This is a genomic window from Faecalibacterium sp. PGM34, assembly GCF_054456555.1.
The window spans coordinates 349,551-373,073 of record NZ_CM136898.1 but is presented as its reverse complement, the minus strand read 5'-3'; the positions used below and the strand labels follow the sequence as shown (position 1 = coordinate 373,073).

At 61.5% G+C, this 23,523-nt stretch carries 20 protein-coding genes and 1 pseudogene; 7 read left to right on the top strand and 14 right to left on the bottom strand.

Annotated features, from left to right (window positions below; all coding sequences use genetic code 11):
* Positions 1–132: 132 nt before the first annotated feature.
* A complete protein-coding gene (locus ACXPUX_RS01890; protein ID WP_458829594.1) occupies positions 133–1,932 on the bottom strand; it encodes an aminopeptidase P family N-terminal domain-containing protein in 1,800 nt (599 codons plus the stop codon).
* A 535-nt stretch (positions 1,933–2,467) separates the two neighbouring features.
* Here ACXPUX_RS01890 and ACXPUX_RS01885 point away from each other — a divergent pair.
* From ACXPUX_RS01885 to ACXPUX_RS01865, 5 genes are all read left to right on the top strand, one after another.
* On the top strand, positions 2,468–3,706 hold the full coding sequence (locus ACXPUX_RS01885) for a CobW family GTP-binding protein (protein ID WP_458829592.1): 1,239 nt from the start codon (positions 2,468–2,470) through the stop codon (positions 3,704–3,706).
* A 36-nt stretch (positions 3,707–3,742) separates the two neighbouring features.
* Positions 3,743–4,705: a TIGR03943 family putative permease subunit gene (locus tag ACXPUX_RS01880; RefSeq protein WP_349186393.1), complete on the top strand. Its 963-nt coding sequence runs from the start codon at positions 3,743–3,745 to the stop codon at positions 4,703–4,705.
* 28 nt (positions 4,706–4,733) lie between these two features.
* Positions 4,734–5,192: a hypothetical protein gene (locus tag ACXPUX_RS01875; RefSeq protein WP_458829590.1), complete on the top strand. Its 459-nt coding sequence runs from the start codon at positions 4,734–4,736 to the stop codon at positions 5,190–5,192.
* Positions 5,193–5,290: 98 nt separating this feature from the next.
* On the top strand, positions 5,291–7,357 hold the full coding sequence (locus tag ACXPUX_RS01870; protein WP_458831129.1) for an AAA family ATPase: 2,067 nt from the start codon (positions 5,291–5,293) through the stop codon (positions 7,355–7,357).
* A 116-nt stretch (positions 7,358–7,473) separates the two neighbouring features.
* Entirely contained in the window at positions 7,474–8,586 is a 1,113-nt protein-coding gene (locus ACXPUX_RS01865) for a linear amide C-N hydrolase (protein ID WP_458829588.1), read from the top strand.
* A 49-nt stretch (positions 8,587–8,635) separates the two neighbouring features.
* On the opposite strand, the gene ACXPUX_RS01860 is transcribed toward ACXPUX_RS01865, so the two are convergent.
* From ACXPUX_RS01860 to ACXPUX_RS01800, 13 genes and pseudogenes are all read right to left on the bottom strand, one after another.
* Positions 8,636–9,592, bottom strand: coding sequence for a helix-turn-helix transcriptional regulator (locus tag ACXPUX_RS01860; protein ID WP_458829586.1), 957 nt, complete (start codon positions 9,590–9,592; stop codon positions 8,636–8,638).
* Positions 9,593–9,614: 22 nt separating this feature from the next.
* Positions 9,615–10,478 (bottom strand): prephenate dehydrogenase, encoded by an 864-nt coding sequence (locus ACXPUX_RS01855; protein WP_458829584.1) that lies wholly within the window; start codon positions 10,476–10,478, stop codon positions 9,615–9,617.
* Complete coding sequence (gene aroA, locus ACXPUX_RS01850; RefSeq protein WP_458829582.1) at positions 10,471–11,745, bottom strand: 3-phosphoshikimate 1-carboxyvinyltransferase; 1,275 nt, start codon at positions 11,743–11,745, stop codon at positions 10,471–10,473. The genes ACXPUX_RS01855 and aroA overlap by 8 nt, the downstream gene beginning before the upstream one ends.
* 93 nt (positions 11,746–11,838) lie before the next feature.
* Positions 11,839–12,853: pseudogene (aroF, locus tag ACXPUX_RS01845) on the bottom strand (3-deoxy-7-phosphoheptulonate synthase).
* 23 nt (positions 12,854–12,876) lie between these two features.
* Positions 12,877–13,248: an endonuclease domain-containing protein gene (locus ACXPUX_RS01840; RefSeq protein WP_458829581.1), complete on the bottom strand. Its 372-nt coding sequence runs from the start codon at positions 13,246–13,248 to the stop codon at positions 12,877–12,879.
* A 509-nt stretch (positions 13,249–13,757) separates the two neighbouring features.
* Entirely contained in the window at positions 13,758–14,222 is a 465-nt protein-coding gene (locus ACXPUX_RS01835; protein ID WP_458829580.1) for a type II 3-dehydroquinate dehydratase, read from the bottom strand.
* The gene (locus tag ACXPUX_RS01830) at positions 14,203–15,465 is read right to left on the bottom strand and encodes a shikimate kinase (RefSeq protein ID WP_458829578.1); all 1,263 of its coding nucleotides are present in this window, start codon (positions 15,463–15,465) and stop codon (positions 14,203–14,205) included. Before ACXPUX_RS01830 ends, ACXPUX_RS01835 begins: the two co-directional genes overlap by 20 nt.
* A gap of 1 nt (position 15,466) precedes the next feature.
* Complete coding sequence (gene aroC / locus ACXPUX_RS01825) at positions 15,467–16,609, bottom strand: chorismate synthase (RefSeq protein WP_458829576.1); 1,143 nt, start codon at positions 16,607–16,609, stop codon at positions 15,467–15,469.
* Between the two features lie 3 nt (positions 16,610–16,612).
* Complete coding sequence (gene aroB / locus ACXPUX_RS01820; protein ID WP_458829574.1) at positions 16,613–17,656, bottom strand: 3-dehydroquinate synthase; 1,044 nt, start codon at positions 17,654–17,656, stop codon at positions 16,613–16,615.
* A complete protein-coding gene (locus tag ACXPUX_RS01815) occupies positions 17,653–18,723 on the bottom strand; it encodes a bifunctional chorismate mutase/prephenate dehydratase (RefSeq protein ID WP_458829572.1) in 1,071 nt (356 codons plus the stop codon). Before ACXPUX_RS01815 ends, aroB begins: the two co-directional genes overlap by 4 nt.
* Before the next feature lie 624 nt (positions 18,724–19,347).
* A complete protein-coding gene (locus ACXPUX_RS01810) occupies positions 19,348–19,527 on the bottom strand; it encodes a hypothetical protein (protein ID WP_458829570.1) in 180 nt (59 codons plus the stop codon).
* A 2-nt stretch (positions 19,528–19,529) separates the two neighbouring features.
* The gene (locus tag ACXPUX_RS01805) at positions 19,530–20,282 is read right to left on the bottom strand and encodes a hypothetical protein (RefSeq protein WP_458829568.1); all 753 of its coding nucleotides are present in this window, start codon (positions 20,280–20,282) and stop codon (positions 19,530–19,532) included.
* A gap of 41 nt (positions 20,283–20,323) precedes the next feature.
* The gene (locus ACXPUX_RS01800) at positions 20,324–21,052 is read right to left on the bottom strand and encodes a lysophospholipid acyltransferase family protein (protein ID WP_458829566.1); all 729 of its coding nucleotides are present in this window, start codon (positions 21,050–21,052) and stop codon (positions 20,324–20,326) included.
* A 218-nt stretch (positions 21,053–21,270) separates the two neighbouring features.
* Between ACXPUX_RS01800 and ACXPUX_RS01795 the strand changes: the two genes are divergently transcribed.
* The gene (locus ACXPUX_RS01795) at positions 21,271–22,110 is read left to right on the top strand and encodes a YesL family protein (protein ID WP_458829564.1); all 840 of its coding nucleotides are present in this window, start codon (positions 21,271–21,273) and stop codon (positions 22,108–22,110) included.
* A gap of 31 nt (positions 22,111–22,141) precedes the next feature.
* On the top strand, positions 22,142–23,521 hold the full coding sequence (locus tag ACXPUX_RS01790; protein ID WP_458829562.1) for a hypothetical protein: 1,380 nt from the start codon (positions 22,142–22,144) through the stop codon (positions 23,519–23,521).
* Positions 23,522–23,523: the final 2 nt, after the last annotated feature.

The window sequence follows — 23,523 nt, the reverse complement described above, 5'->3', positions numbered from 1 at the left end:
CGATAATGTCAAGGAGCGTCCTGCCGTAAAGAGATATTTTACAAAAAACGGCCTGAACCCTGTACCATACAGGCTCCAGACCGTTTGGTTTTTATAATAGTTTACGCCTTAACGTACAAGCGCAGCTACTTTTCAGCAGCCGATGGCGGCGCACTTCTCAGCCAGCCATGCGCGCTCGTCTTCGTTCAGGCGGGGCGCCAGCTGCTCGAACACCTTGCGGTGATAGTCGTTCAGCCAAGCGACCTGCTCCTTGTCCAGCACGCCGGGCACGATGGGAGAGGTAGCGATGGGCACAAAGGTGAGGGGACGGAAGGCAAGGAAGGTGCCGTACTGGTTGTCGGCCTTATGGTAGCACTCGATCTCGTTCTCGATGCGGATGCCCACCTCTCCGGCCTCGTACACGCCGGGCTCGTCGGTGACGATCATGCCTGGGCGCATCAGGGTGGTGTTGCGGCCGTTCAGAGCGTGGGGACCCTCATGGACGTTGCCCACAAAGCTGACGCTGTGGCCGGTGCCGCAGCGGTAGTTGATGAGGTGACGCCACAGCGGCTCGCGGGCGATGGTGTCCAGCATGTGGCAGTCGCAGTAATCCAGCCAGACGGCCTTGGCAATGTCGATGTGGCACTGCAAGGTCCAGGTATAGAACAGCCGCTCGTCCTCGGTCAGCTCGCCCAGCGGGTAGGTGCGGGTGATGTCGGTGGTGCCGTCCATGTAGGTAGCGCCGCTGTCCACCAGCAAAAAGCCCTTGCGCTGCAAGGTGGCGTGATCCTCCGGGGTGGCATGGTAGTGCATCATGGCTGCATTGCCGCCGTAGGCTGCAATGGTGCCAAAGCTCTCCACAAGGAACTTCTCGTCCGCGCTGCGGTACTTATGCAGGATCTCGTCCACGGTCAGCTCGGTCAGCTCTTCCCCGGCAGCCAGACGGTTTTCCAGCTCGATCTGGAACCGCACCATGGCAACAGCGTCCCGCAGATGGGACTCGCGCAGATGTGCCAGCTCCACCTCGTTCTTTACGCCCTTCATGGCCAGCAGGGGGTCGGCGGCGTCCTTCACGGTCAGGGCGGGATTGTTTTCCAGCACCTGATACACGGCGTAGTTCACGGTAGCGCTTTCTGCCAGCACGGTCTGCGGCTCGGTCTCGGCGGCCATCACGTCCAGAATGCTGTCGTAGTCGGCCAGCGTCACGCCGTTGGCTTCCAGCTCTGCCTTAGCCTCCGGGGTGATCCGTGCCTGATTGATGAACAGCACGGCGCGGCTCGGGGTAACGTAGCAGTAGGCCATGGCGTAGGGGGTGCACTCGATATCCATGGCGCGCAGATTCAGAAGCCAAGCCAGATTATCCAGCTTGCCCACCAGCTGGGCGGTGCAGCCCTGCTCCTTCAGCTTTGCGCGCAGCTGCTCCAGCTTTTCCGCCGGGGAGAAGCCTGCGTACTCCTTGGGCAGGATCCATGCCGGAGTAGCCGGGCGGGCAGGGCGGCCCTCCACCCACAGCTCGTCCTCCAAAAACAGGGTCTTGATGCTGCCGTGCTTGGGCTCCAGCTCCTTTTTCAGGTTGTTGACCAGTGCGCAGTTGGCGGTCAGGCCGCACAGACCCAGCGTGCCGCCCTCGGGCAGCACCTTGCCGCAGTATTCCTCAGCGGTGGGCACGCCCGGCTCGCCCATGCGCATCAGCTGGATCTCGGTGCCGGCGATCTCCTTTTCTGCCTGCACGAAGTACCGGCCGTCTGCCCAGACGGCGCTCTCGGTCATGGTGACCACAAAGTTGGAGTTTTCACCATGGAAGCCGGAGAAGTAGGTCAGGGAGGTGTAGTGGTCGGGCAGATACTCGCTGGAATGCGGGTCGCCCACCGGGATCAGATAGACGTCCACGCCGTTTGCCTGCATAGCGGCACGCAGCGCGGCCAGACGCTCGGGAACCGTGTTCATACTCATAACAAAAGCCCTCTTTCTATTATTTGCCGGAAAAACGTCCGGCGGCGATGGTTTGCTGCTGCTATTGTATCATTCTGCGGGGAAGAATGCAATGCGGGGGAGGGGACGCACGCTATTTTCAGCGGGCTCGCCCTCTCAGTCAAAGCCTACGGCTTTGCCAGATTCCCCCTTTTGTCGCTGCGCGACATCTTCCCCCGGAGCGGGGGAAGTCTTTCCTCAAAGGGAGAGCCAAGAGCACTGCCGGGAGCTTTCTCGTTATACCTAATACTTTAGTAACGAGCTTAACGGCTTGGCTCCCCCTTTGGGGGAGCTGGCGCGGGAGCGCCTGAGAGGGCGTGCCGCTGCCGGGAGTTCGTCCACGCCCCAAAACGCCGTCAATTTGCAAAAAAAGTTACAATTTTTTCTTGAAAAAGGGCGGTTTCCCATTGACAGGCTTGTTATAATAGAGATGTAGTATTTTTATGGGTCAGCACTCTGCGGCCCTTTGCGCTAACAACTGCGAATATTGCGATAAAAAGAAAGAGGCATCTGGAACATGACTAAAATCGATATCTTCTCCGGCTTCCTTGGCGCCGGCAAAACGACCCTGATCAAAAAGCTGATCACCGAGGCCTTTGCAGGCCAGCAGGTGGTGCTGATCGAGAACGAGTTCGGCGAGATCGGCATTGACGGCGGCTTTCTGAAGGAAAGCGGCATCCAGATCAACGAGCTGAACGCCGGCTGCATCTGCTGCTCTCTGGTGGGCGATTTCCGCACCGCGCTGCAGCAGGTGGTGGAGCAGTACCACCCCGACCGCATCGTCATCGAGCCGTCCGGTGTGGGCAAGCTCAGCGATGTGACCCGCGCCGTGGAGGGCGTGGCCGAGCATCTGGACGTGCAGCTGAACAGCTTTGTCACCGTGGCCGATGTGAACAAGGTCAAGATGTATATGAAGAACTTCGGCGAGTTCTACGATGACCAGATCAGCCACGCAAGCTGCATCCTGCTCAGCCGCACCCAGACCGCCAGCGAGGAAAAGATCGCCGCTGCCGTGGCAATGCTGCGCGAAAAGAACCCCACCGCCACCATCGTGACCACCGCATGGGATCACCTGACCGGTGAGCAGATCCTGAAGGCCATGTCCACCAAGGACGACTTCAAGGCTGAGCTGATCGCCATGGCTGCCAAGGCCAACGAGGAGCACGCCCACGAGGACGAGGAAGAGGAGCACGAGCATCACCATCATCACTACGATGAGAACGGTGTGTGCAGCTGCGGCCATCATCATGATGATGACGAGGATGAGCACGAGCATCATCACCACGACCACGACGAGCATGATCATGATGACCACTGCTGCTGCGGTCACCACCACGATCATGACGATGATGACGACGAGCACGAGCACGAGCATGAGCATCATCACCATGACCATGACGAGCATGATCACGAGGAGCACGAGCATCATCACGACCATGACGGTCATTGCTGCTGCGGTCATCATCATCACGACCACCACGCCGATGAAGTGTTCACCAGCTGGGGCGTGGAGACGGCCCGCAAGTTCACCAAGGCCGAGGTGGAGCACGCCCTCACCGAGCTGGATACCGGCAATTACGGAATGATCCTGCGCAGCAAGGGCATCGTGGACGGCGGCGCAGACGGCTGGCTGGAGTTCGATTATGTGCCCGGCGAGTGGGAAGTGCGCAGCCGCAGCGCAGACGTGGGCGGCAAGCTGGTGGTCATCGGCTCCAAGCTGAACGAGACCGCCATCGCCCAGCTGTTCGGCTGCTGAGAACCCCATTATTGAGAGAAGGAGCAACCATTTATTATGGCAAAAGAGATCCCGGTCTACCTGTTTGTGGGCTTTCTGGAAAGCGGCAAGACCAAGTTTATTCAGGAGACCTTTGAAGACCCCAATTTCGACTCCGGCGACAAGACCCTGCTGCTGATCTGCGAGGAGGGCGAAGAGGAATACAACGAGAAGAAGTTTGCCTTCCCCGGCGTGACCGTGAAGGTGCTGGAGGATAAGTCCGAGCTGAACCCCCAGAACCTTGCAAAGCTGGGTAAGGAAGCAGACGCAGGCCGCGTGGTCATCGAGTACAACGGCATGTGGCTGCTGCAGGACTTAGCCGAGGCCCTGCCCGAGAACTGGCTGGTGTACCAGTGCATCGCCACCGCCGACGGCACCACCGCCCTGACCTACGCCCGCGACAACTCCATGCGCAGCCTGATGCTGGACAAGATCGCCCGCAGCGAGCTGATCGTGTTCAACCGTGCCGAAGCCGTGAACAACGATGACGCCCGGCAGGAGCTGCACAAGCTGGTGCGGCAGGCCTCCCGCAAGTGCGATATCGCCTACGAGTTCAAGGACGGCAGCGTAGCCTATGACGATATCCCCGACCCGCTGCCCTTTGATATCAACGCCGACCCCATCGACATCCCGGATGACGATTTCGGCATCTGGTACATGGACTGTCAGGACGAGCCCCAGAAGTACACCGGCAAGACGGTGCGTTTTCTGGCACAGGTCTGCCAGACCAACCGCGCCGGTAAAAACAGCTTTGTGCCCGGCCGCTTTGCCATGACCTGCTGCGTGCAGGACATCCAGTTTGTGGGCTTCCCCTGCAGCTACGATGGCTACAAGGCGCTGGAGCAGCGCGCATGGGTGCGGGTGACCGCCAAGGTGGGCTACAAGTTCCACAACATTTACCGGGGCAAGGGCCCGGTGCTTACTGCCGTGTCGGTAGAGCCTGCCGAAAAGCCCCTGGAAGAGGTCGTAACGTTCTCTTAACGTTTCTTTATAACAAGGAGGTTCTGGTATGAAAACTCTGTTCCGTATTCTTGGCACGGCTGCTGCCGTGGCCGTCACCGGCGCTGCCATCGTGGTGCTGGACAAGATCCTGAACCAGAAAGACCCGCTCCATGTGGAGGAGGTCGAGTTCCCGGAGGAAGCCGAGCAGGACGCCGAGGAGGCCGAAAAGACTGCCGAAGCCTACGCAGAGGCTGAGGCCAAGGAAGAGGCAAAGGCTGCCGATGCCGCCGCAGAAGCTGCCGAAGAAGCCGCACCGGAGACACCCGCCCCTGCTGAGAACGCACCCCAGACCCAGCCGGAGACCGCCGCCGAGCGCCCGGTGTACGACCCCGAAGCCCCGAACGCCAACCCCGTGGAGGCCGGCCCCGCCGTTGCCCCCAAGGACGAGAACGGCAAGTTTGATGCCACCAAGATCGCCGATGCCAACGATTTCGGCGACTGGGAAGAGCAGGGCTGCAAGGGCTGAGAAAACGGCATAGACCCTATCCGGCTCCCCCGAAAGGGGGAGCTTTTTTGTGCTTGCAAAATGCCGCGCAGTTCACTATACTGGAAGAAAAAACACCGATGGAGGGCAGCACCATGGCATACACCGATGATTGGGAAAGCTTGATGAACGGCGTGTTCGGCGCGGGCGGCAAACTGAAGTTCGGCGGCGCACAGCCGCAGCCGGAAAAGCCGCAGCCCGAAAAACCGGCGGGCAGCAGCCTGCCGGACCTGAACGCGGCGCTGCTGGAACAGCAAAAGCAGCTGGACGAATTGCTGAAGCAGCAGAACGCCCGGCTGAAGGCGCAGGATGCCGGGGTGCAGACGGCGCTGGAGGACAGCCGCCGGATGCTGCGGGATATGGAAGCAGACGGCCTGCTGGCAAAGGGCACGGCAGACACAAAACCGGAGCAGCTCGGCAGCTTTGAAGGCCTTGTCGCCGAGGTGAAAAAGACCGTCCTCGGGCAGGATGCCTTTGTGGACAGCGTGGTACGGGCCATGCGCCGCCCCTTTGTGCTGGGCACCGGGGGCGCAGCCGCCCGCAATGTGATCCTGCTGTGGGGTGCACCGGGCACGGGACGGCACTTTGCGCTGGCCGAGACCGCCCGCATCATGGCGGCGCGGGGGCTGCTGCAAAGCGACCGGATGGCGGTGATGGATCTTGCACTCTACCCCGACCCCGGTGCGGAAAAGCTGTTTTTGCAGGACCTGTACGCCGCCCTGCACGCCCCGGGCGAGATCGTGGTGTTCGAGCACTACGAGAGCTGCCACCCCGGCTTTCTGCGCATCCTCTCCGACCTTGCGGTCAAGGGCAGTGCGCCCCTGTCCAGCCGGTATCTGGTGAACAAAGAGGGCATTCTGGTGGAAGCCGGTACGGCGCTTGCCCCCGGCGCAGTGAGCTGCATCGACCCCTGCGGCAAGTACCTGATTTTCTTCTCCCGCAAGGGACGGGAGGCGCTGGCAGATAAGGTCGGCGCGTCCTTTGTGGCGGCGGTAGGGGATGTGTGCCAGACCGCCCCCTTTACCCCGGAAGCACTGGCTGCGCTGGCGGCGCAGCAGCTGAACGCGCTGGCGCAGCGGGTGCACAGCCGTCTGGGGCTGACCCTCGCCGCCGGGGCAGAGGTGCGGGACTATGTGGCGGCGCAGTGCTCCAAGGAAAAGGGCGCAGAGGGGCTGGCAGACTGCTGCGAGCGCATCTTCCGCGCTCTGAGCGAGTACTGCTTGCAGACCGATGCAAAGCTGTCCGGCACGGTGGCACTGACCGCCGCGCCCGAGGGGCTGCAATTTGCGCTGAACGGCGCCGCCCCGGCAGACCTGTTCAGCCTGCTTCCGGCGGCCTACACCGGCGCGGTGGAGCAGATCCGCGCCGAGCTGGATGCGCTGGTGGGGCTTGCCCCGGTCAAGGAGTATGTGTTCGGTCTGGCAGACAATTTACAGGTGCAGCAGCGCCGCGCGGCGGCGGGCTTTAAGACCGCAAGCCTGTCCATGCACATGATCTTTACCGGCAACCCCGGCACCGGCAAGACCACCATTGCCCGGCTGGTGGCAAAGTACCTTAAGGCCATCGGCGCGCTGGGGGGCGGGCAGCTGGTGGAGGTGACCCGCGCCGACCTTGTGGGGCGCTACACCGGTCACACCGCTCCGCTGACCAACAGCGTCATCGAGAGCGCACTGGGCGGTGTGCTGTTCATTGACGAGGCGTACAGCCTGTACCGCGGCCAGCAGGACAGCTTTGGGCTGGAAGCCATCGACACCCTTGTAAAGGGCATGGAGGATCACCGGGACGAGCTGGTGGTCATCCTTGCGGGCTACACCAAGGAGATGGAGGTGTTCCTCACCGCCAACAGCGGCCTTGCCAGCCGCTTCCCCAACAAGATCGAATTCCCGGACTACACCGCGGACGAGCTGCTGGACATTACCACCGTGCTGGCCAAGGGCAAGGGCTACCGCCTTGCCGAGGGCTGCACCTTCCCGCTGCTGGGCTACTACAAGCGCCGTCAGGCGCTGGACAGCCGCACCGCCGGCAATGGCCGTCTGGCGCGCAACACGCTGGAAAAGGCTATTTTCAACCAAAGCCGCCGCCTTATCGCCGAGCCCGCCGCTCCCCTTGACCTCATCCAGCCCGGCGATCTGGAACTGAATGAGTAAAATTTCTTATCCATTGTCGTTGGATTTTATAAAAAAAGCTGGAAATCTCTGTCTGTTTTTCCAAATTGCGCTCCTCCCGTTTGGCATGATATAATCAAACCAAAGGAGGGATCTGCATGAAAAAAATCTTCAAGGGCATTTTGCTGACGCTTCTGGTTCTGGTACTCGTTGCGGTCTTCGGCTTTGCGGCATTTTATTTTTCCCGCATCCGCACCATCCAGAGCCTGAAAAAAGTGACCGACTACGAAGACTACAACCTTTACCGGATGGATGTCCGGTATTCATACGACCTCGACCGCCTCATTTCCTATGGCATCTCCAGCAATCAGGACATGCTGGACGCCATCCTGAAGGAGTCTATCCCGCTTCTGCCCATCCACATGAAGGCTCCGAATTACGGATGCAGCGCCTTCAGCATTGCGGACAGCAGCCAGAATATCCTGATGGGGCGGAACTACGATTTCAAGATCGACACCTCTTCGCTTCTGGTTCACTGTACCCCAAAAGACGGCTATGAGTCGGTGGCCTTTGCCGCTCTGAGCAACATTTCGGCCAATCAGCCAGACGCCAGTCTGACCAAGAAGATCGCCACGCTGACGGCTCCGTTCATCTGTCTGGACGGCATGAACGAAAAGGGTGTTTCCATCGCTGTGCTGACGTTGGACAGTGAGCCGACCGTCCAGCAGACCGGCAAACAGACCATCTTTACGACGCTGGCTATTCGTCTGGTGCTGGATCGTGCGGCTACCACACAGGAAGCCGTAGATCTGCTGGACAGCTACGACATGTTCGCCACCAGCGGTCGGGACTACCATTTTTATATCACGGATGCGAGCGGCGATGGACGTGTCGTGGAATATGACTGCGACGACCCCGCCCGCCCCCTTGTGGCGACCCCCATCCGCGCCATTACGAATTTCTACGGCCTGTATGCAGACCGTGTTCTGCCCAACCAGAGAAACGGTATCTACGGCCACGGTCGGGAGCGCTATGACAGCATCGAAGCCGTTCTGAACGAGACGGACACCTACACCGTAGACACCGCATGGAACGCCCTGAAGGCTTCGGCACAGAACCCCAACCCCAACGATGTGACCAGCAACACCCAATGGTCGCTCGTTTACAACGATACCCAGCGCACCGCGCAGTTTGTTCTTCGGCGGGACTGGGACAACCTCGTTCTTTATGACCTCAACACCAATACCGTGACTCTTCGCCCGGAGAGCTGAATCCATCGCAGCAAAAAACGGACCGCCGAAACGGTCCGTTTTTTCTTGTTTAGCGATGTTCTTTCGCCAGCCGTTCGGCCAGTGCCCGCATCCCGGTGCGGACTTTTTCGGGCGCGGTGACCTCTACCTTGCCGCCAAAGCCGCACACCCAGCCGAAAAACTGCTGGCTGACGCAGATGGGTACGTCAAAGTGGAAGTGCTCTGCGTCCTCCGGGCAGAACACCGGCTCCCGGCCAAAGCGCTCCCGCATGACCGGCTCAAGGTCGGCAGCGCACCGCAGGGTGACCCGGTACTCGGTGCCGCCGAACATATTGAAGTGCTTGCGCAGGTAGGCGGGCAGGTCGAAGGTACGGAAGAACTCCTTGCCCCGGCGCGGCTCGTCCAGCACCAGCACCCCGGCCATCCGGTCCACCCGGTAGTGGCGCACCGGGGGCGCTTTTTCGTCCTGATAGGCGATCAGGTAATAGCAGCCGTTTTCCCATGCCAGCTGCCACGGGCTTACGATGCGCACGGCGCTGCTGCCCTTGTAGCGGAACTGCACCAGACACCCCCGGTTGATGGCGGTGTGCAGCGCGTCGATGCTGTACAAAAGGGTCTGGCTGTCGGTCTTGGGGCGTCCGTCCACATACACCTGACGCTGCAATTGGGTACCCTCGTAGTCGGAGCAGAGGGCTTCCAGCTTGTGGATGATGCGCTTGCTGGTGCGTGCCGAGATGACGCTGCTGGACTGTACCGCATCCACCAGCAGTTTCAGCTCCGAAAGCTCGAATGCACGGCTGGCCATCCAGTACCCGCCGCCGCGCCCGCGCTGCAGCTGGATGTCGTAGCCCAGACTGCGCAGGGTGTCGATATCGCTGTAAATGCTCTTGCGCTCGGCCAGAATGCCCTGATTTTCCAGCAGCTGCACCAGCTGGGGCACGTTCAGGCGGTGGGTCTCGTCGGTGCGCTGCTCAAGGATGCGCAGCAGTGTTACCAGCTTGGATTTCTGTCCTTCCTGCTTGGGCATGGGGCAATACCTCCGTCACGGTTTATTCCGGCAGCTTTTTGTCAAAGGCGGCGCGGCGCTGGGTGGAAAGGCGGAACATCTGTTCCAGCTTGTCCCGGTCGTCCGCCACAAGGGCGGCGCGCATCTCCTGCAGGGCAGAATCAAACTGGTCGATCTCGCTGATCAGGTTCTGCTTGTTCCACAAAAACAGTTCTGCCCACATTTTATCGTTGATGCGTGCAATGCGGGTCAGGTCGCGGAAGGAGTCGCCGGTGTACTCGCACAGCGAGGAGTTGTCGTTGGCGCACATCAGGCTTACGGCGATGGCGTGGCACAGCTGGCTGACATAGCCGATCATCCGGTCGTGCTCCTGCACCGTCAGGGTGCAGATGTGCTTGAAGCCCAGCACCTCGGCCAGCTCCCTTGCCCACCGGATGCCCGCCGGGGTGTTTTTCTCGGTGGGGGTGATGATGAAGTTGGCCGGGGCAAAATTCACCTCGGCGGCGTGCTCCACGCTGGAGGTCTCGCGGCCCGCCATGGGGTGGCTGGCGATGAACTCCACCCCCGCCGGGCACAGCGCCTGTATCGGCTCCACAAGGCCGGTCTTGACGCCGGAAACATCCGTAAAGATGCACCCGGGCTTGAGCAGGTGGCCGTAGGTACGGAACCAGTCCAGCAGCGCGGTGGGGTACAGGCCAAAGATGATATGGTCGGCCTGCCGGACAAGGTCCTCAAAATCATGGGTCTTACCGCTGGCGATATAGCCGTGCTCCAGCGCGTACTGCAAATGTCCCTCGCTGCGGTTGATGCCGTCCACATGGAAGCCGGCGCGGGTCAGCTCCAGCGCGTACTTGCCGCCCAGCAGACCCAGACCCACTACGAGATAACGTTTTGTTTTATCAAGCATCTTCTACCTCCACGCCAAGCGGCGCTGCATCTGCAAAAAAGCCGGGCCAGCTCTTCTGGATGGCTTCGGCGTCGTCCACGGTCAGGGGCAGTGCGGCGGCAGCAGCCAGCACCGCAAGGCTCATGACCACCCGGTGGTCGTTGTGGCCGTGCAGGGGCGCGGCGGGGGCGTGCAGAAGCCCGGCACAGCCGTGCACCGTGATGGTGCCGCCGTCGCTTTCCAGCACGCCGCCGCAGGCGCGCAGCTCGGCTTCCATGGCTGCGATGCGGTCACTCTCCTTCAGGCGCAGCCGCTCGGCGTTGCGGATGACGGTGGTGCCCTCGCACAGCAGACCCAGCACCATCAGCACGGGGCCAAGGTCGGGGCAGTCCGCAAGGTCGATGTCCACCCCATGCAGGGGAGCTTTTGCAAAGGTGACGCTGTCGCCTTTGCGGGTGAACACCGCGCCGCACCGGCGCAGGATGTCCAGAATGGCAGCATCGCCCTGCAAGGTGTCCGGCGCAAGGCCGGTGATGGTCACCCCGCCGCACACCGCGCCCAGCACCGCCGGAAAGGCGGCCTGACTGTAATCGCCCTCCACGTTGTAGTCGCAGGGGCGGTACTGCTGCCCGCCCGGCAGCAGCAGGGTGGTTTCGTCCAGCCAGCGGCTGTGCACCCCAAAGGCGGCCTGCACGGCGCGGGTCATGTCGATGTAGCTGCGGCTCTCCACCGGGGGGATGAGGTGCAGCTGGCTGTCCCCGGGCAGCAGCGGCAGCGCGAACAGCAGCCCGCTGATGAACTGGCTGGACACGTTGCCCGCCAGCCGGTAGTCCCCGGGTGTCAGCGCACCTTCCACGGTCAGCCCGGTGGGAGACTGCTCAAACCGTAGATCCTGCTCACGATATAACGTTTCGTATACGGATTGCGGGCGCTCCATCAGCCGTCCGCGCCCGGTAAAGGTGACCGGCTGGCCGGTCAGGCTGGCAATGGGGATCAAAAACCGCAGGGTGCTGCCGCTTTCGCAGCAGTCCACCGGGGCGGTCAGGGGCAGAAAATGCCCAAGCCCCTGCACGGTGGCATCGTCCGCGCCGGTGTCCACGGCGGCGCACAGCTGCGCAGCGGCGGACAGGGTGGCAGAGATGTCCTTGCTGAATTCCAAATGGGTGATGTGGGAGCGCCCCACGGCCAGCGCGGCGCACAGCACGGCGCGGTGCGCCATGCTTTTGCTGGGCGGCGCGGCGATCACGCCCCCGATGCCGCCGGGGGCAGGTCTGATGGTTACAAGCATAGCGGTGTTATCCTTTTGCAGATTTCCCCCGGGCAACGCTTCAGGCGCCCCCTTGGGGGAGCTGGCGCGTCAGCGCCTGAGGGGGTAAACGGTTTACATCTCCCGGCCGATGGCCCAAGCCACCTGACGGCACTTGGCCATGGCCTGTGCAAAGGCGTCCGGGGTCAGGCACTGTGCGCCGTCGCTCCATGCGTGCTGGGGGTCGTAGTGCACCTCCACCTCCAGACCGTCCGCACCGGCGGCTACGGCGGCGATCATCATCGGCTCTACCAGATTGGCCTTGCCGGTGGCGTGGCTGGGGTCTACCACGATGGGCAGATGGGTCTTTTCGTGGATGATGGGCACAGCGGAAAGATCCAGCGTGTTGCGGGTGTACTTTTCAAAGGTGCGGATGCCGCGCTCGCAGAAGATGACCTGCTCGTTGCCGCCGGCCATGATGTACTCGGCGCTCATGATCCACTCCTCGATGGTGTTGCACAGACCGCGCTTGAGCAGCACGGGCTTGTGCATTTTGCCCACCGCCTTGAGCAGCTGGAAGTTCTGCATATTGCGTGCGCCGATCTGCACCACGTCCACATACTCCTCAAATTCCGGGATGCGGTCCTCGCTCATCAGCTCGGAGACGATGGGCAGGCCGGTGGCTTCGCGAGCCTTTACCATGTCTAAGATGCCCTCGGTCTCAAGGCCCTGAAAGGCGTAGGGAGAGGTGCGGGGCTTGTAGGCGCCGCCGCGGAACAGCGCCGCGCCGCCCGCCTTGACCCCCTGCGCGATGCGCAGTGCCTGCTCGGCGTTCTCAATGCTGCAGGCCCGCCATGACGGCGATCTTTTCCTTACTGCCGATCTTCACGCCGCCGCAGTCGATGACCGAGTCTGCGGGGTGGAACAGGCGGTTTGCGCGCTTATAGGGCGCAGACACGCGGGTGACGTTGTCGATCCACGGGTTTGCCAGTACGTCCCGCTCGTCGATCTTGGTGGTGTCGCCCACCAGACCGAACACATTGTAGTCCTTGCCGGTGATCAGGGTCACGTCCAGACCCTGCTTTTCGAATTTGTCAACGATCTTTTCCAGCTCCTCTTTGGGAGTGCCTTTTTTGGTGGAGATGATCATGAGAGGTCGTTCCTTTCCTGTTTTTAAGATTGAAGTCTGCTTTGAATGGTATTGTCTATCTGTGTACAGACGGCATTAAAATGGTTGTCCACATCGTTATTTGCAAAACGGAAAACCAGCAGTCCATACTGTTCAAGAACCGCACTTCGTTCTGCATCGTAAGCCTTGCCCTGCTCGGTATAGTGTTGAGAACCGTCCAACTCGATCACAAGCCGTGCCTGTGCACAGTAAAAGTCAACGACAAAGGATTCAATGATCCGCTGCTTGTAGATTTTTACAGGATAATCACGCAGAAACAGATACCAAAGCTTTCGCTCCTGCGCAGTAGATGTGCGGCGCAGAGCACGTGCAGTACCAAGCATTTTATAATTTTTGTTGACTGTGGCGTGTTTCATGAACGGCTTCCTTTGTGGTAACGGGCACGCCCTCTCAGGCGCTCCCGCGCCAGCTCTCCCAAAGGGAGAGCCAAGGTCTAAGGCTCGTTGCTAAAGCATTAGGAGCAATGAGAAAGCTTCCGGCAGTGCTCTTGGCTCTCCCTTTGGGAGAGCTGTCACCGCAGGTGACTGAGAGGGCGCACGCCGTTGGCTTCGTTGCTGAAGTTTTAGGAGCAATGAGAAAGTTTCCGGCAGTGCTCTTGGCTCTCCCTTTGGGAGAGCTGTCACCGCAGGTGACTGAGAGGGCGTACGCCGTTGGCTTCGTTGCTGAAGTTTTAGGAGCAATGAGAAAGTTTCCGGCAGTGCTCTTGGCTCTCCCTTTGGGAGAGCTGGCACCGCAGGTGACTGAGAGGGCGCACGCCGTTGGCTTCGTTGCTGAAGTTTTAGGAGCAATGAGAAAGCTTCCGGCAGTGCTCTTGGCTCTCCCGCTGGGAGAGCTGTCACCGCAGGTGACTGAGAGGGTTCGTCCTTTACATCACGATATGCGCCTTAGTGGAGCCGTCGGTGCGCAGCAGCTGCGCCAGCCAGATGCAGGCGTGCAGGTAGCCCTGCGGGCCTTCGCCGATAAAATGTCCCTGACAGCCAAAGGACACCACGTCCGTTTTGCGGAAGGGCTCGCGCTCGTCCGGGGCGTCCAGCATCACCTCTACGGCGGGCACGCTGCACAGCCGCAGCGCGTCCAGAATGGCCACACTGTAATGGGCGTAGCCGCCGGGGTTCAGCACGATGCCGTCCACCCGTCCCGGGGCAGACTGGATCTCGTCGATGAGATCGCCCTCGTGGTTGGACTGGCAGATGTCCGTCTCGATGCCAAGCTGGTCGCAGCCCGCCTGCACATAGTCCATCAGGCCGGTGTAGTCCACTTCGCCCGGCACGCCGGGCTCAGTCCAGCGCGCCAGATTGATGTTTGGCCCGTTAAGAATCAAAAATTTCATCCAGTGCCTCCTGTGCAGCCGCCAGCGCTTCGGCCAGCGTGCCGGTGTTAGAAATCACCGCATCTGCGGCGGCAAGGTACAGCGGGCGGCGCTGGGCTTCCATGGTGCGCAGCGCCTCGGCGCTGGAAGAAAGCGGACGGTTGCCGCCCACAGCCAGCGCTTCCACCGGCCGGTCAATGAACAGCACCACGCCGTTCTGGCGCAGGGCGCGGACATTCTCTGCCCGCTTTACCGCACCGCCGCCGCAGGAGAGCACAAGCCCCTTTTCCTTGCCGAAACGGGCGATCTGCGCGGCTTCCTTTGCGCGGAAGCCCGCTTCGCCCTCGGCGGCAAAGATATCCGGGATGCTGCGCCCGTCTGCCTTGACGATCTCCTCGTCCAGATCCACAAGCGGTCTGCCCAGCTGCTTTGCCAGCAGGCGGCCAAGGGTGGATTTGCCGCAGGAGGGCATTCCCACAAGGGCGATGTTCAGCGTCTCGCGGCGCAGCGCAGCGGTAATGCGCCGCACCTCGCCCGGGGCGTCCTCGAACTTGCGGCTAAGGAAGTATTCGGCGGCGTACACCGCCTGTGCCACCAGCATCTCCAGCCCGCCTACGGCTACCGGCACACCGGCTTCCTCGGCGCGGAGGATGAGTTCCGTCTTGTTGGGGTTATAAACTACGTCCACCACGGCTTCCAGCCCGGGCATGGCAGCCACGTCCAGACTGCACACGCCCACGTTGGGGTACATCCCGGCGGGGGTGGTGTTGAACACCACCTGTGCGCCGCTGCGCACGGCTTCGGCGTAGCTCAGCTCGCCCTTTTCCGGGTCGGGGGTGCGGCTGACCGTCAGCACTTTTGCTGCGCCCTTGTCCAGCGCCACCGCGCGGGTGGTGTTGTGGGTGCCGCCGGTGCCTAAAATGAGTATCGTCTTGCCCGCAAGTTCTACGCCATGGGCTTCGCATAAATGGGCAAAGCCCAGATAATCGGTGTTGTAGCCGTAGAGTAGGCCGTTTTTGTTCACCACCGTGTTCACCGCGCCGATGGCGCGGGCGCGGGGGTCGATGAAGGAGCAGTACTCCATCACCAGCTTTTTGTAGGGGATGGTCACATTGATGGCCTTGAACTGCCGCCGCCGCAAAAAGGCGCGGGCGTCTGCCTCGGTGGGCAGGGGGCACAGCTCGTAGCTGTACCCGCAGAGCAGCTCATGGATGGTCTTGGAGTAGGAGTGTCCCAGCTTGCCGCCGATGAGTCCGTATTCCATCTCAGTCCTCCTTCCGGTAGCCGGTGGGGTCGGTCATCCACCGGGCACCGTACCGGGCGGTGAGCAGATCGCCCACCGCAAGGGCGGCGGCGCAGGTCTGCACAATGGCGGCCCGGGGCACGATGCAGGGGTCGTGCCGTCCCTGAATGGACAGCTGTGCGTCCTTTTTTGCAATGTAGTCCACCGTATCCTGCTGCTTATAGATGCTGGGGGTGGGCTTGACGGCGGTGCGGAACACCACCGGCATACCGTTGGCGATGCCGCCGTTGATGCCCGCGTTGTGGTTGGTGGCGGTGACCACCGCGCCCTCTGCCGTCATGCGGAAGGCGTCGTTCGCTTCCGAGCCGCGCAGCCCGGCAAAGCCGAAGCCGGTGCCGAACTCGATGCCCTTGACCGCCGGGATGGAAAAGGCCAAGTGGGCGATTTCGCTCTCTACACTGTCAAAGTAGGGCTCGCCGATGCCGGCGGGCAGGCCGAGGATGGCAGTTTCCAGCACGCCGCCCACGCTGTCGCCCTCGGCACCGGCGGCACGGATAGCGGCTTTCATGGGCTCTTCCACGGCGGCGTCCAGCACCGCAAAGCCTTCGGTCTTGGCGGTAAGTGTCCCCAGCTGTGCCGCAAGGGCGGCGGGGTCGTCCAGCGCAAAGGGGGTATCTGCAAGCCCTGCGCACCGGGCGATGTGGGTGGTGATATCAATGCCCGCCCGCTGCAATGCGGCAAGCACGATGCTGCCGCCTGCCACGAGGGCGGCAGTCACCCGGCCGGAAAAATGCCCGCCGCCCCGGGCGTCCTGAAAGCCGTGGTACTTTGCATAGGCGGTAAAGTCCGCGTGGCCGGGGCGCAGAAGGTCGGCGGTCTTGGCGTAGTCCGCGCTGCGGGTGTTCTGGTTTTCGATCATCAGGGCAATGGCGGTGCCGGTGGTGTGGCCGTTCACCACACCGGACAGCAGCTGCACCGCATCCGCCTCCACCCGGGGGGTGGAAAGGCCGTCGCCCCGGGCGCGGCGCTTATCCATGCAGGCGGCGAGGAAGCTCTCGTCCACCGGCACACCGGCGGCCATGCCGTCCAGCACCGCACCTACGGCGCGGCCGTGGCTCTCGCCGAAGATGGTCAGCGAAAGGTCGCTGCCAAAGGTATTTTTCATGGGTCAGTCCTCCATGCCCAGCAGCGGGCGCAGCCCCTCCACAGGGATGGTCTCGGCGCGCCAGCAGCCAAGGCCGGGCACCTTGATGATGGTGATCTGCCCGCCCTGCGCTTTTTTGTCGTGCAGCATCTCGGCCAGCACCTTTTCCTTATCGTAGGCGGTGCGGGTGGGCAGGCCTAAGCGGCGGTACACATTGCGCACCCGCTTTTGCAGCGCTTTGGATTCGATCATGGGCAGCATGCCCAGCGCCACGCACTCGCCGTGGAACAGGCCGGTGGTGCGGCGCCCTTTGATGCCCTTCACGGCCTCGATGCCGTGGCCGATGGTGTGGCCGAAGTTCAGCGCTTTGCGCATGCCCTGCTCGGTCTCGTCCTGCTCCACGATGCTCTTTTTAAAGCGCAGACTGCGGCAGATGATGTCGCCGATGCGGTCGTCCACGTCCTCTTTTTCAAAGATGGAGAACAGCTCCGGGTCGGCCAGAAGCCCGGCCTTGACCGCCTCGGCCAGACCGTTGATGAAGTGGCGGCGGGGCAGGGTGGACAGGGTGTCCGGGTCCACGATGACCAGCTTTGGCTGCCAGAAGGCACCCACGATGTTCTTGGTGTCGCCCAGATCCACAGCGGTCTTGCCGCCGATGGAGGAATCGATCATGGAAAGGGTGGTAGTGGGGCAGTTGATAAAGTCGATGCCGCGCATATAGATGGAAGCGGCAAAACCGGCAAGGTCGCCCACCACGCCGCCGCCTACGGCCACCACAAGGTCGCCCCGGCCCATGCCGAAGTCCAGCATCTGCCGCAGCACGGTCTCAAGAATTTTAAAGCTCTTGCTGGCCTCGCCCTGCGGTACGGTGATGATGGTGGCGTCCTTGCACTGGTCGGCCACCATCTGGGCGTACTGTGCAGGCACACCGCTGTCGGTGACCACCGCCACCCGGCGGTCCAGCCGGGCGAACTGGTACAGGTTTTCCAGCGAGCCGCGCTTGACGATGATGTCGTAGCTGCGCTCGCCCAAGTTCATGGTCAGCTTGGTTCCGATAAAATCACTCATTTTGTATACACTCCTAACAGCCGCACCGTCCGGCAGGTGCGGTCAAGCTCGCGCAGCAGCGCGGCGGTCTCGCCGGCGGCGGCATCGCCCACCAGCTCTACATAAAAATAATATTCAAAGGGGACGTGCGGCATGGGGCGGCTCTTGATGGACTCCATATTGAAGCCGCTGGCACCGATGACCTGAATCACCTCCGCCAGCTTGCCGGGTTTGTTGTCCACCGTGAACAGCAGCGAGAACCGGTTGCCCGCCGTGGGCTTTTCGCGGCTGAGCACGATGAACCGGGTGGTGTTGTCGCCGTCGGTGTTGATGTTGGGCACCAGAATTTCCAGCCCGTACAGGGCGGCAGTCTCGGCGCTGGCAATAGCGGCCTTTGTCGGGTCTTTGCTTTCTGCCACGAACTTTGCAGCCATGGCGGTGTTTGCCATGGCGGTGGCGGGCAGACGGAACTGCTTTAAAAAGGTCTCGCTCTGAGCGATGGCCTGCTGGTGGCTGTACACCGTGCGCAGCTGGGAAAGCTGGGTGCCCGGCAGCACCAGCAGGTTCTGGGAGATGGGCAGGTCGTACACGTCCACCACCCACAGCTCCGGGTGGTTGTAGCACAGGTCCAGCACGGCGGAAACATCCCCGGCGTGGCTGTTTTCAAAGGGCACTACGCCATGGGCGGCTTCGCCGGAGACCACGGCCTCGAACACCTCGTCCCATGTGGAGTAGCTCACGGCTTCGGCGTGGGGGAACAGCGCCTTGAGGGCGATGTGGGCAAACGCCCCCTCCACCCCCTGATAGGCAGCGCGGTTGCGTCCCAGCACAGCGGCCTCGTACTGCTTGGCGAGATCCATCATGTGCTGGACATGGTCTTTATAGTAAGGGCGCAGCGCGGGCTGCTGGATGCGGGCTGCGGCCTTTTCCAGCACGGCGGCCTCCCGGGCGGCATCGTAGATGGGCAGGCCGTGCGCCCGCTTATATTCGGCCACCTGTAAAACAGCAGCCATCCGGCGCTCGAACAGCGCAGCCAGCTGCGCATCCACCGTGTCAATTTCGGCACGGGCTTGTTCCAGTGCGTCCATGGGGGTCACATCCTTTTTGGTCGGTTTTTGCGGGGATACCTAGTAAGTATACCATAACCGGGACAGGGAAACAACAAACCGCTCTTTATTGAGGGTGGAGAAAATTTCAAATCAGCCATGGGTAAAAAGACGAAAATAGAAAACAGAAAAGACGAACCCTCTCAGTCTGCTCCCGGAAACTTCCTCATTGCACCTGACACTTTAGTGGCAGGGCTAACGACATGCGCCCTCTCAGTCAAGCCCTGTCGGGCTTGACAGCTCTCCCAAAGGGAGAGCCAAGCCGTAAAGTTCAACACTAAAGTGTTAGGTGAAATGAGAAAGTTTCCGGTAGTGTTCTTGCCTCTCCCTTTGGGAGAGGTGGCATCGCGCAGCGATGACGGAGAGGGCGCACGCCGTCAGCCTTGTTTTCTAAAGTGTTAAATGCAGGGAGAAAACTTCCGGGCGCGCCAAAAGCTCCCCCTTTCGAGGAAAGACTTCCCCCGCTCCGGGGGAAGATGTCACCATAGGTGACAAAATGGGGAATCTGGCGCGGGAGCGCCTGAGAGGGCGAGGACGCTGCACTGCGGAGAGGGTTCGTACCTTGCAAAAAAAGCTGCCGCACAAAATGCTGTGCGGCAGCCCGGGTCAGTCTGTTGTTTTATTCTTCAAAATATCCTCCCAGCTGCGGGCTTTGCCGTAATAGCGCCCGTAAGGGTTATCAAGGTCTGCGGCGCGGAGGACAGGCGGCACGGGTGGCTGGGGCTTTGGGGTGCGGTCAAAGGTAAACCGTGCGGCGGGGCCGCCGGTTTTGATGCGGAAGCGCATCTTCAGTGCCCCTCCCCGGCGGTGGACACTGCCCCGGCGGTCAGGTTTGCCCAAAGGGTCTCGCTGTTTTCCAGCAGGGAAGCGGATTCCTTCAGCCATGCGCCCCGGATGCCGATATAGTAATCTGCCAGCAGCTGCTGGCTGTCGCCGCTGGCGCTCTGCACCGCGTCCGAGGTGTAGCTGCCCAGCTCCAGCCCGGTCAGCACCGGGCAGTCCGTCCAGCGGTAGACCATGTTCCACCAGTCGCTGTCGGCGTCGGACTTGGGCAGGTGGCCGTCCAGATACCGCAGCGTGCCGGTGGTCTGCTGGAAGCCGGCGGGGTCATACAGGATAAAGATGGAGCTGAGGGAGCTTTGGATATCGGTGGAAAGCTTGGTGGTGCCCGCCATATCCAGATAAGCGTCCGAGTCCTCACTGTTGAAGGCCATGGTGTACTGGTTCAGTTTCACTACCACCTTGCCGTCGCCGTTGCAGTCCTCGCCGTAGGCGGCAAGCTGCTGTTGCAGGGCGGTGACGGTGGCTTCGGGCAGGTAGTAGGGGCTTACCACCGCCACGTTGTAATCCGGGTGGGTGGTCAGGAAATACTGCCCGATAAAGCAGTACGCCACGAACGCACCCGCAATGCCGAAGAGGAGCACCCATTTCAGGTTATAGTCCCACCAGTTTGCCCAGCGCTCCTTGCGGCTGTACTGCCGCTCCTTGCGGGGCTTGAGGTCCTTGGGGTCGATGTCGCGTTCGTAACGGTAGCTTGCCATAAAATAGTTCTCCTGTGTGATGAAACAAGCGGGAAAGGCTGTTACTTCAGGGCAGCCAGAATGGTCTGGCGCACGGCATCGGGCAGCTGCTTCTGCTCGGCCTTGCTCATGCCGGCGGTCTGGATGGGGGGCATGATCTTGATGCGTACGCTGCCCGGGCGGCAGCGGTTGCCATTGCTCTCAAACAGGGCGCGGGCACCGGTCACAGCCACCGGTACCACCGGGGCGCCGGTCTTGACCGCAATGCGGAAAGCACCGGCCTTGAACTCGCCTGCGCCGCCCTCTTCACCCTTGTAGCGGGTGCCCTCAGGGAAGATGACAAAGCTGCGGCCTCCCTCCACGATGGCGGTGGCATCGTTCAGTGCCCGCACCGAGGCGCGCACATCGTCACGCTGCACGAACACGCAGCCCAGCAGCTTCATCCAGCGGTTGAGCAGGAAGATCTTTTCCAGCTCCTCCTTGGCAAGGATGCCGTGGGGCTTTTCCAGCCCGGCCAGCAGCAGGGGGATGTCGTAGTAGCTGCGATGGTTTGCCACAAACACGCAGGGGCGGTCTTTGGGGATGTTTTCCAGCCCGTCCACCGACAGGGAAACGCCAGTCACTTTTAAAATGCCCCGGCTCCAGCGGGGGATATGCTGGTTCACGATCTGCTCCACGGTGGCGGTATCTCCGGCGGCTGCGGCGCGCTCGGCGCGGCGCAGGACGCCGTAATGCAGGATCATGTATCCGAACAGATAAATAAACATCGCAATGGTGCGAAGAATGCTCATAATGGTTTCCTCCTATTGCAAAAAATGCCATTGTCATTGTAGCACACTTTGGGCAAAAAAGGGAGAGATAAATATTTTTTTACAATTCGCCCCGGTTGTATCTTGCAAAGTTGACAAAATACAGGTATATTTATATCTGTAAAGTTAGCACAATGGCACTTTCCAGACAAAACGCCTGCGGTGCCGGTTAAAAACGTAAGAAAGGTACCGCAGTTATTATGGGTCTTTTTCCTTCTGCCAATGATTTCAAGGCTGGTAAGGGTGTCGAAAAGGATGCCCCCCGCAAGACCGGCATCGGCCGCTTTTTTGAGCTTGTAGGCCGTGATATGAACGGCATGTTCCTTGCAAACCTGCTGACCTGCATCGGGTTTGCACCGGCCATCTGCTTGGTGTACATCGGCTTTTTGCAGAACAGCCTGCCGGTGATGCTGGGCAGCGCCGCCGTGGGCGGTCTGCTGGCCTGGCCCGCACTGGCCGGAATGTATGATACCGTTCTGCGCGCACTGCGCGACGAGGCGGGCTACTGGTGGGTGACCTACCGCAAGGCCTTTAAGCGCAACTTCAAGGCCAGCCTTGTGCCCGGTGTGCTGTACACCGTGGTGGTCACGCTGCAAATTTTCCTTGTTTATTTCTGCTTCAATATGCTTTACCACGGCACCAACGTAGGCGTCCCGCTGTGGGTGGCTACGGTGCTCAATCTGGTGCTGTTCCAGATGCTGTTTGCCTATATGTGGCCGCAGGTGGTGCTGCTGGAACAGCCTTTGAGCCTGACTTTGAAAAACAGCATCAACTGCATGATCGCCTTTCTGCCCCACGCACTGGCTGCCGCCATCGTGCAGGTGCTGTTCTGGGGCGTGGTGATCCTGTGCATGCCGCTGGGGCTTTTCCTGATGCTGATCTTCGGCTTCTGGTTCGTCACCGAGGTGTCCTGCCAGATCGTGTACGGCGACATCGACCGGGTATTCCACATTGAGGAGAACATCCGCAAAATGAAGGATGCCGCGCTGGAAGCCGCCCTCAAGGAGGACTACGCCGACGACGACACCCCGGAAGAATAAGCGCTGACACTGCGGAAAGGAGCGATGTACCATGGAACAACGGAATAATCTTGTGCTGCAGGGGACGGAGACCTTTTCCCGCGGGCAGCTGGACAACGTTGCGCTGGAAAACGGCGCACTGGTGCTGGACAGCGTGGCAGGGCGCAGCCTTTTGTACGGCAGCTACACCACCCCGGAGTTTGCCATGCCGGCCTTCTGCAACCTGAACGTCAGCTGGAACGCCCATGCACCCCGGGACACCATGGTGGAGGTGCGCTGCCGGGTGTACGCGGCAGGGGCGTGGACAGGCTGGATGAGCTTTGGCAAGTGGGCACCGGATTACCCCCGGTGCAGCGTGTCCAGCCAGAGCGAGGACGGCATGATCTTTTTGATGGGCGATACCGTCACGGTAGCCGCCCCGGGCGGCGGCACCGGTGTGCAATTGCAGGTGAACCTTTCCACCAACAACGATAAAGTCACCCCGGCGGTGCGTCTGCTGGCGGCGGCGGTGCGTCCTCTTGCGTGGGAAAAGCGCAACGGCCATGCGCTGAACCGGCGGCTCTATCTGCCGGAATACTGCCTTTCCGCCCACGACCCCAGCTTTGGGCGGGAGATGGATCTGCCGCTGGTCATGGCGGCGCTGATGAACCGCTGGGGCGAGGATATCCTGCCGGAGGAAGTGGCCTACGCCATGGAGGACGGCAGCACCCGCAGCACCGGCAACACCGCCTTTGCGGCGGCCGCCGCAGGCTGCTGCGGCTACCCCTGCTGGCAGGCATGGATGAACCTTGCCGACCTGCGGGAGCAGATCCACGACGGCTGCTCGGTGGCAGTGCAGGTGGAGCGGCGGGTGCGCGGCCAGCGCGACCCGGTGCGGCTGTGGATGGGCTTGCGCGGCTTTGGCCACGATGACGCCGTAATGGCAGATTTTGTGCTGCTGAACGACCCCACCGCCGATACCGACGGCGCAGTGAACTGCACCATGGCGCTGGTGGATTTTATGCGTTACTTTACCGGCAAGGCCATTGCCCTGCGGCCAAAGCGGCGGGAGGCCGAGGCCGACCGTCCCCGGCGGCTGCGCTGCGACCTGCGCGCCGGCAGCGAGCCGGGCGTTTACTACTTTGAGCGGCGGGGAGAGCCCGCAGACCTGCCGGAGGATTTTTCCGGCTGGATCGCCTGCGCGCCCCACGATGGCGTGGCGCACGCCACCACCGCCCACCGCACCTTTTTGCGCTGTACCCGCACCGAGGACGGCGGGGTACAGTTCCCGCCGGAGCTGCTGGCCGCAGGCGGGCGCTACAGTGTGTATGCAGTGAACCAGACCGGCACCATGCGGGTAGCAGAGGTGCGGCTGCCGAAGCCGACCCCCGCGCCCGCCAGCACAGAACCCCAAGCCAGCGGCCAGACCGGGGACGCCCCGGCACAGCCGTAAGC

Excerpts from the sequence above, each read along its gene's own strand:
- ACXPUX_RS01800 (WP_458829566.1), bottom strand. The coding sequence starts at position 21,052 with ATGAGCATTCTTCGCACCATTGCGATGTTTATTTATCTGTTCGGATAC.
- ACXPUX_RS01875 (WP_458829590.1), top strand. The coding sequence starts at position 4,734 with ATGAAAACTCTGTTCCGTATTCTTGGCACGGCTGCTGCCGTGGCCGTC.
- ACXPUX_RS01865 (WP_458829588.1), top strand. The coding sequence starts at position 7,474 with ATGAAAAAAATCTTCAAGGGCATTTTGCTGACGCTTCTGGTTCTGGTA.
- ACXPUX_RS01885 (WP_458829592.1), top strand. The coding sequence starts at position 2,468 with ATGACTAAAATCGATATCTTCTCCGGCTTCCTTGGCGCCGGCAAAACG.
- ACXPUX_RS01855 (WP_458829584.1), bottom strand. The coding sequence starts at position 10,478 with ATGCTTGATAAAACAAAACGTTATCTCGTAGTGGGTCTGGGTCTGCTG.
- aroA (WP_458829582.1), bottom strand. The coding sequence starts at position 11,745 with ATGCTTGTAACCATCAGACCTGCCCCCGGCGGCATCGGGGGCGTGATC.
- ACXPUX_RS01810 (WP_458829570.1), bottom strand. The coding sequence starts at position 19,527 with ATGCGCTTCCGCATCAAAACCGGCGGCCCCGCCGCACGGTTTACCTTT.
- ACXPUX_RS01805 (WP_458829568.1), bottom strand. The coding sequence starts at position 20,282 with ATGGCAAGCTACCGTTACGAACGCGACATCGACCCCAAGGACCTCAAG.
- ACXPUX_RS01870 (WP_458831129.1), top strand. The coding sequence starts at position 5,291 with ATGGAGGGCAGCACCATGGCATACACCGATGATTGGGAAAGCTTGATG.
- ACXPUX_RS01890 (WP_458829594.1), bottom strand. The coding sequence starts at position 1,932 with ATGAGTATGAACACGGTTCCCGAGCGTCTGGCCGCGCTGCGTGCCGCT.
- ACXPUX_RS01840 (WP_458829581.1), bottom strand. The coding sequence starts at position 13,248 with ATGAAACACGCCACAGTCAACAAAAATTATAAAATGCTTGGTACTGCA.
- ACXPUX_RS01815 (WP_458829572.1), bottom strand. The coding sequence starts at position 18,723 with ATGGACGCACTGGAACAAGCCCGTGCCGAAATTGACACGGTGGATGCG.
- ACXPUX_RS01860 (WP_458829586.1), bottom strand. The coding sequence starts at position 9,592 with ATGCCCAAGCAGGAAGGACAGAAATCCAAGCTGGTAACACTGCTGCGC.
- aroB (WP_458829574.1), bottom strand. The coding sequence starts at position 17,656 with ATGAGTGATTTTATCGGAACCAAGCTGACCATGAACTTGGGCGAGCGC.
- ACXPUX_RS01835 (WP_458829580.1), bottom strand. The coding sequence starts at position 14,222 with ATGAAATTTTTGATTCTTAACGGGCCAAACATCAATCTGGCGCGCTGG.
- ACXPUX_RS01830 (WP_458829578.1), bottom strand. The coding sequence starts at position 15,465 with ATGGAATACGGACTCATCGGCGGCAAGCTGGGACACTCCTACTCCAAG.
- ACXPUX_RS01880 (WP_349186393.1), top strand. The coding sequence starts at position 3,743 with ATGGCAAAAGAGATCCCGGTCTACCTGTTTGTGGGCTTTCTGGAAAGC.
- ACXPUX_RS01795 (WP_458829564.1), top strand. The coding sequence starts at position 21,271 with ATGGGTCTTTTTCCTTCTGCCAATGATTTCAAGGCTGGTAAGGGTGTC.
- ACXPUX_RS01790 (WP_458829562.1), top strand. The coding sequence starts at position 22,142 with ATGGAACAACGGAATAATCTTGTGCTGCAGGGGACGGAGACCTTTTCC.
- aroC (WP_458829576.1), bottom strand. The coding sequence starts at position 16,609 with ATGAAAAATACCTTTGGCAGCGACCTTTCGCTGACCATCTTCGGCGAG.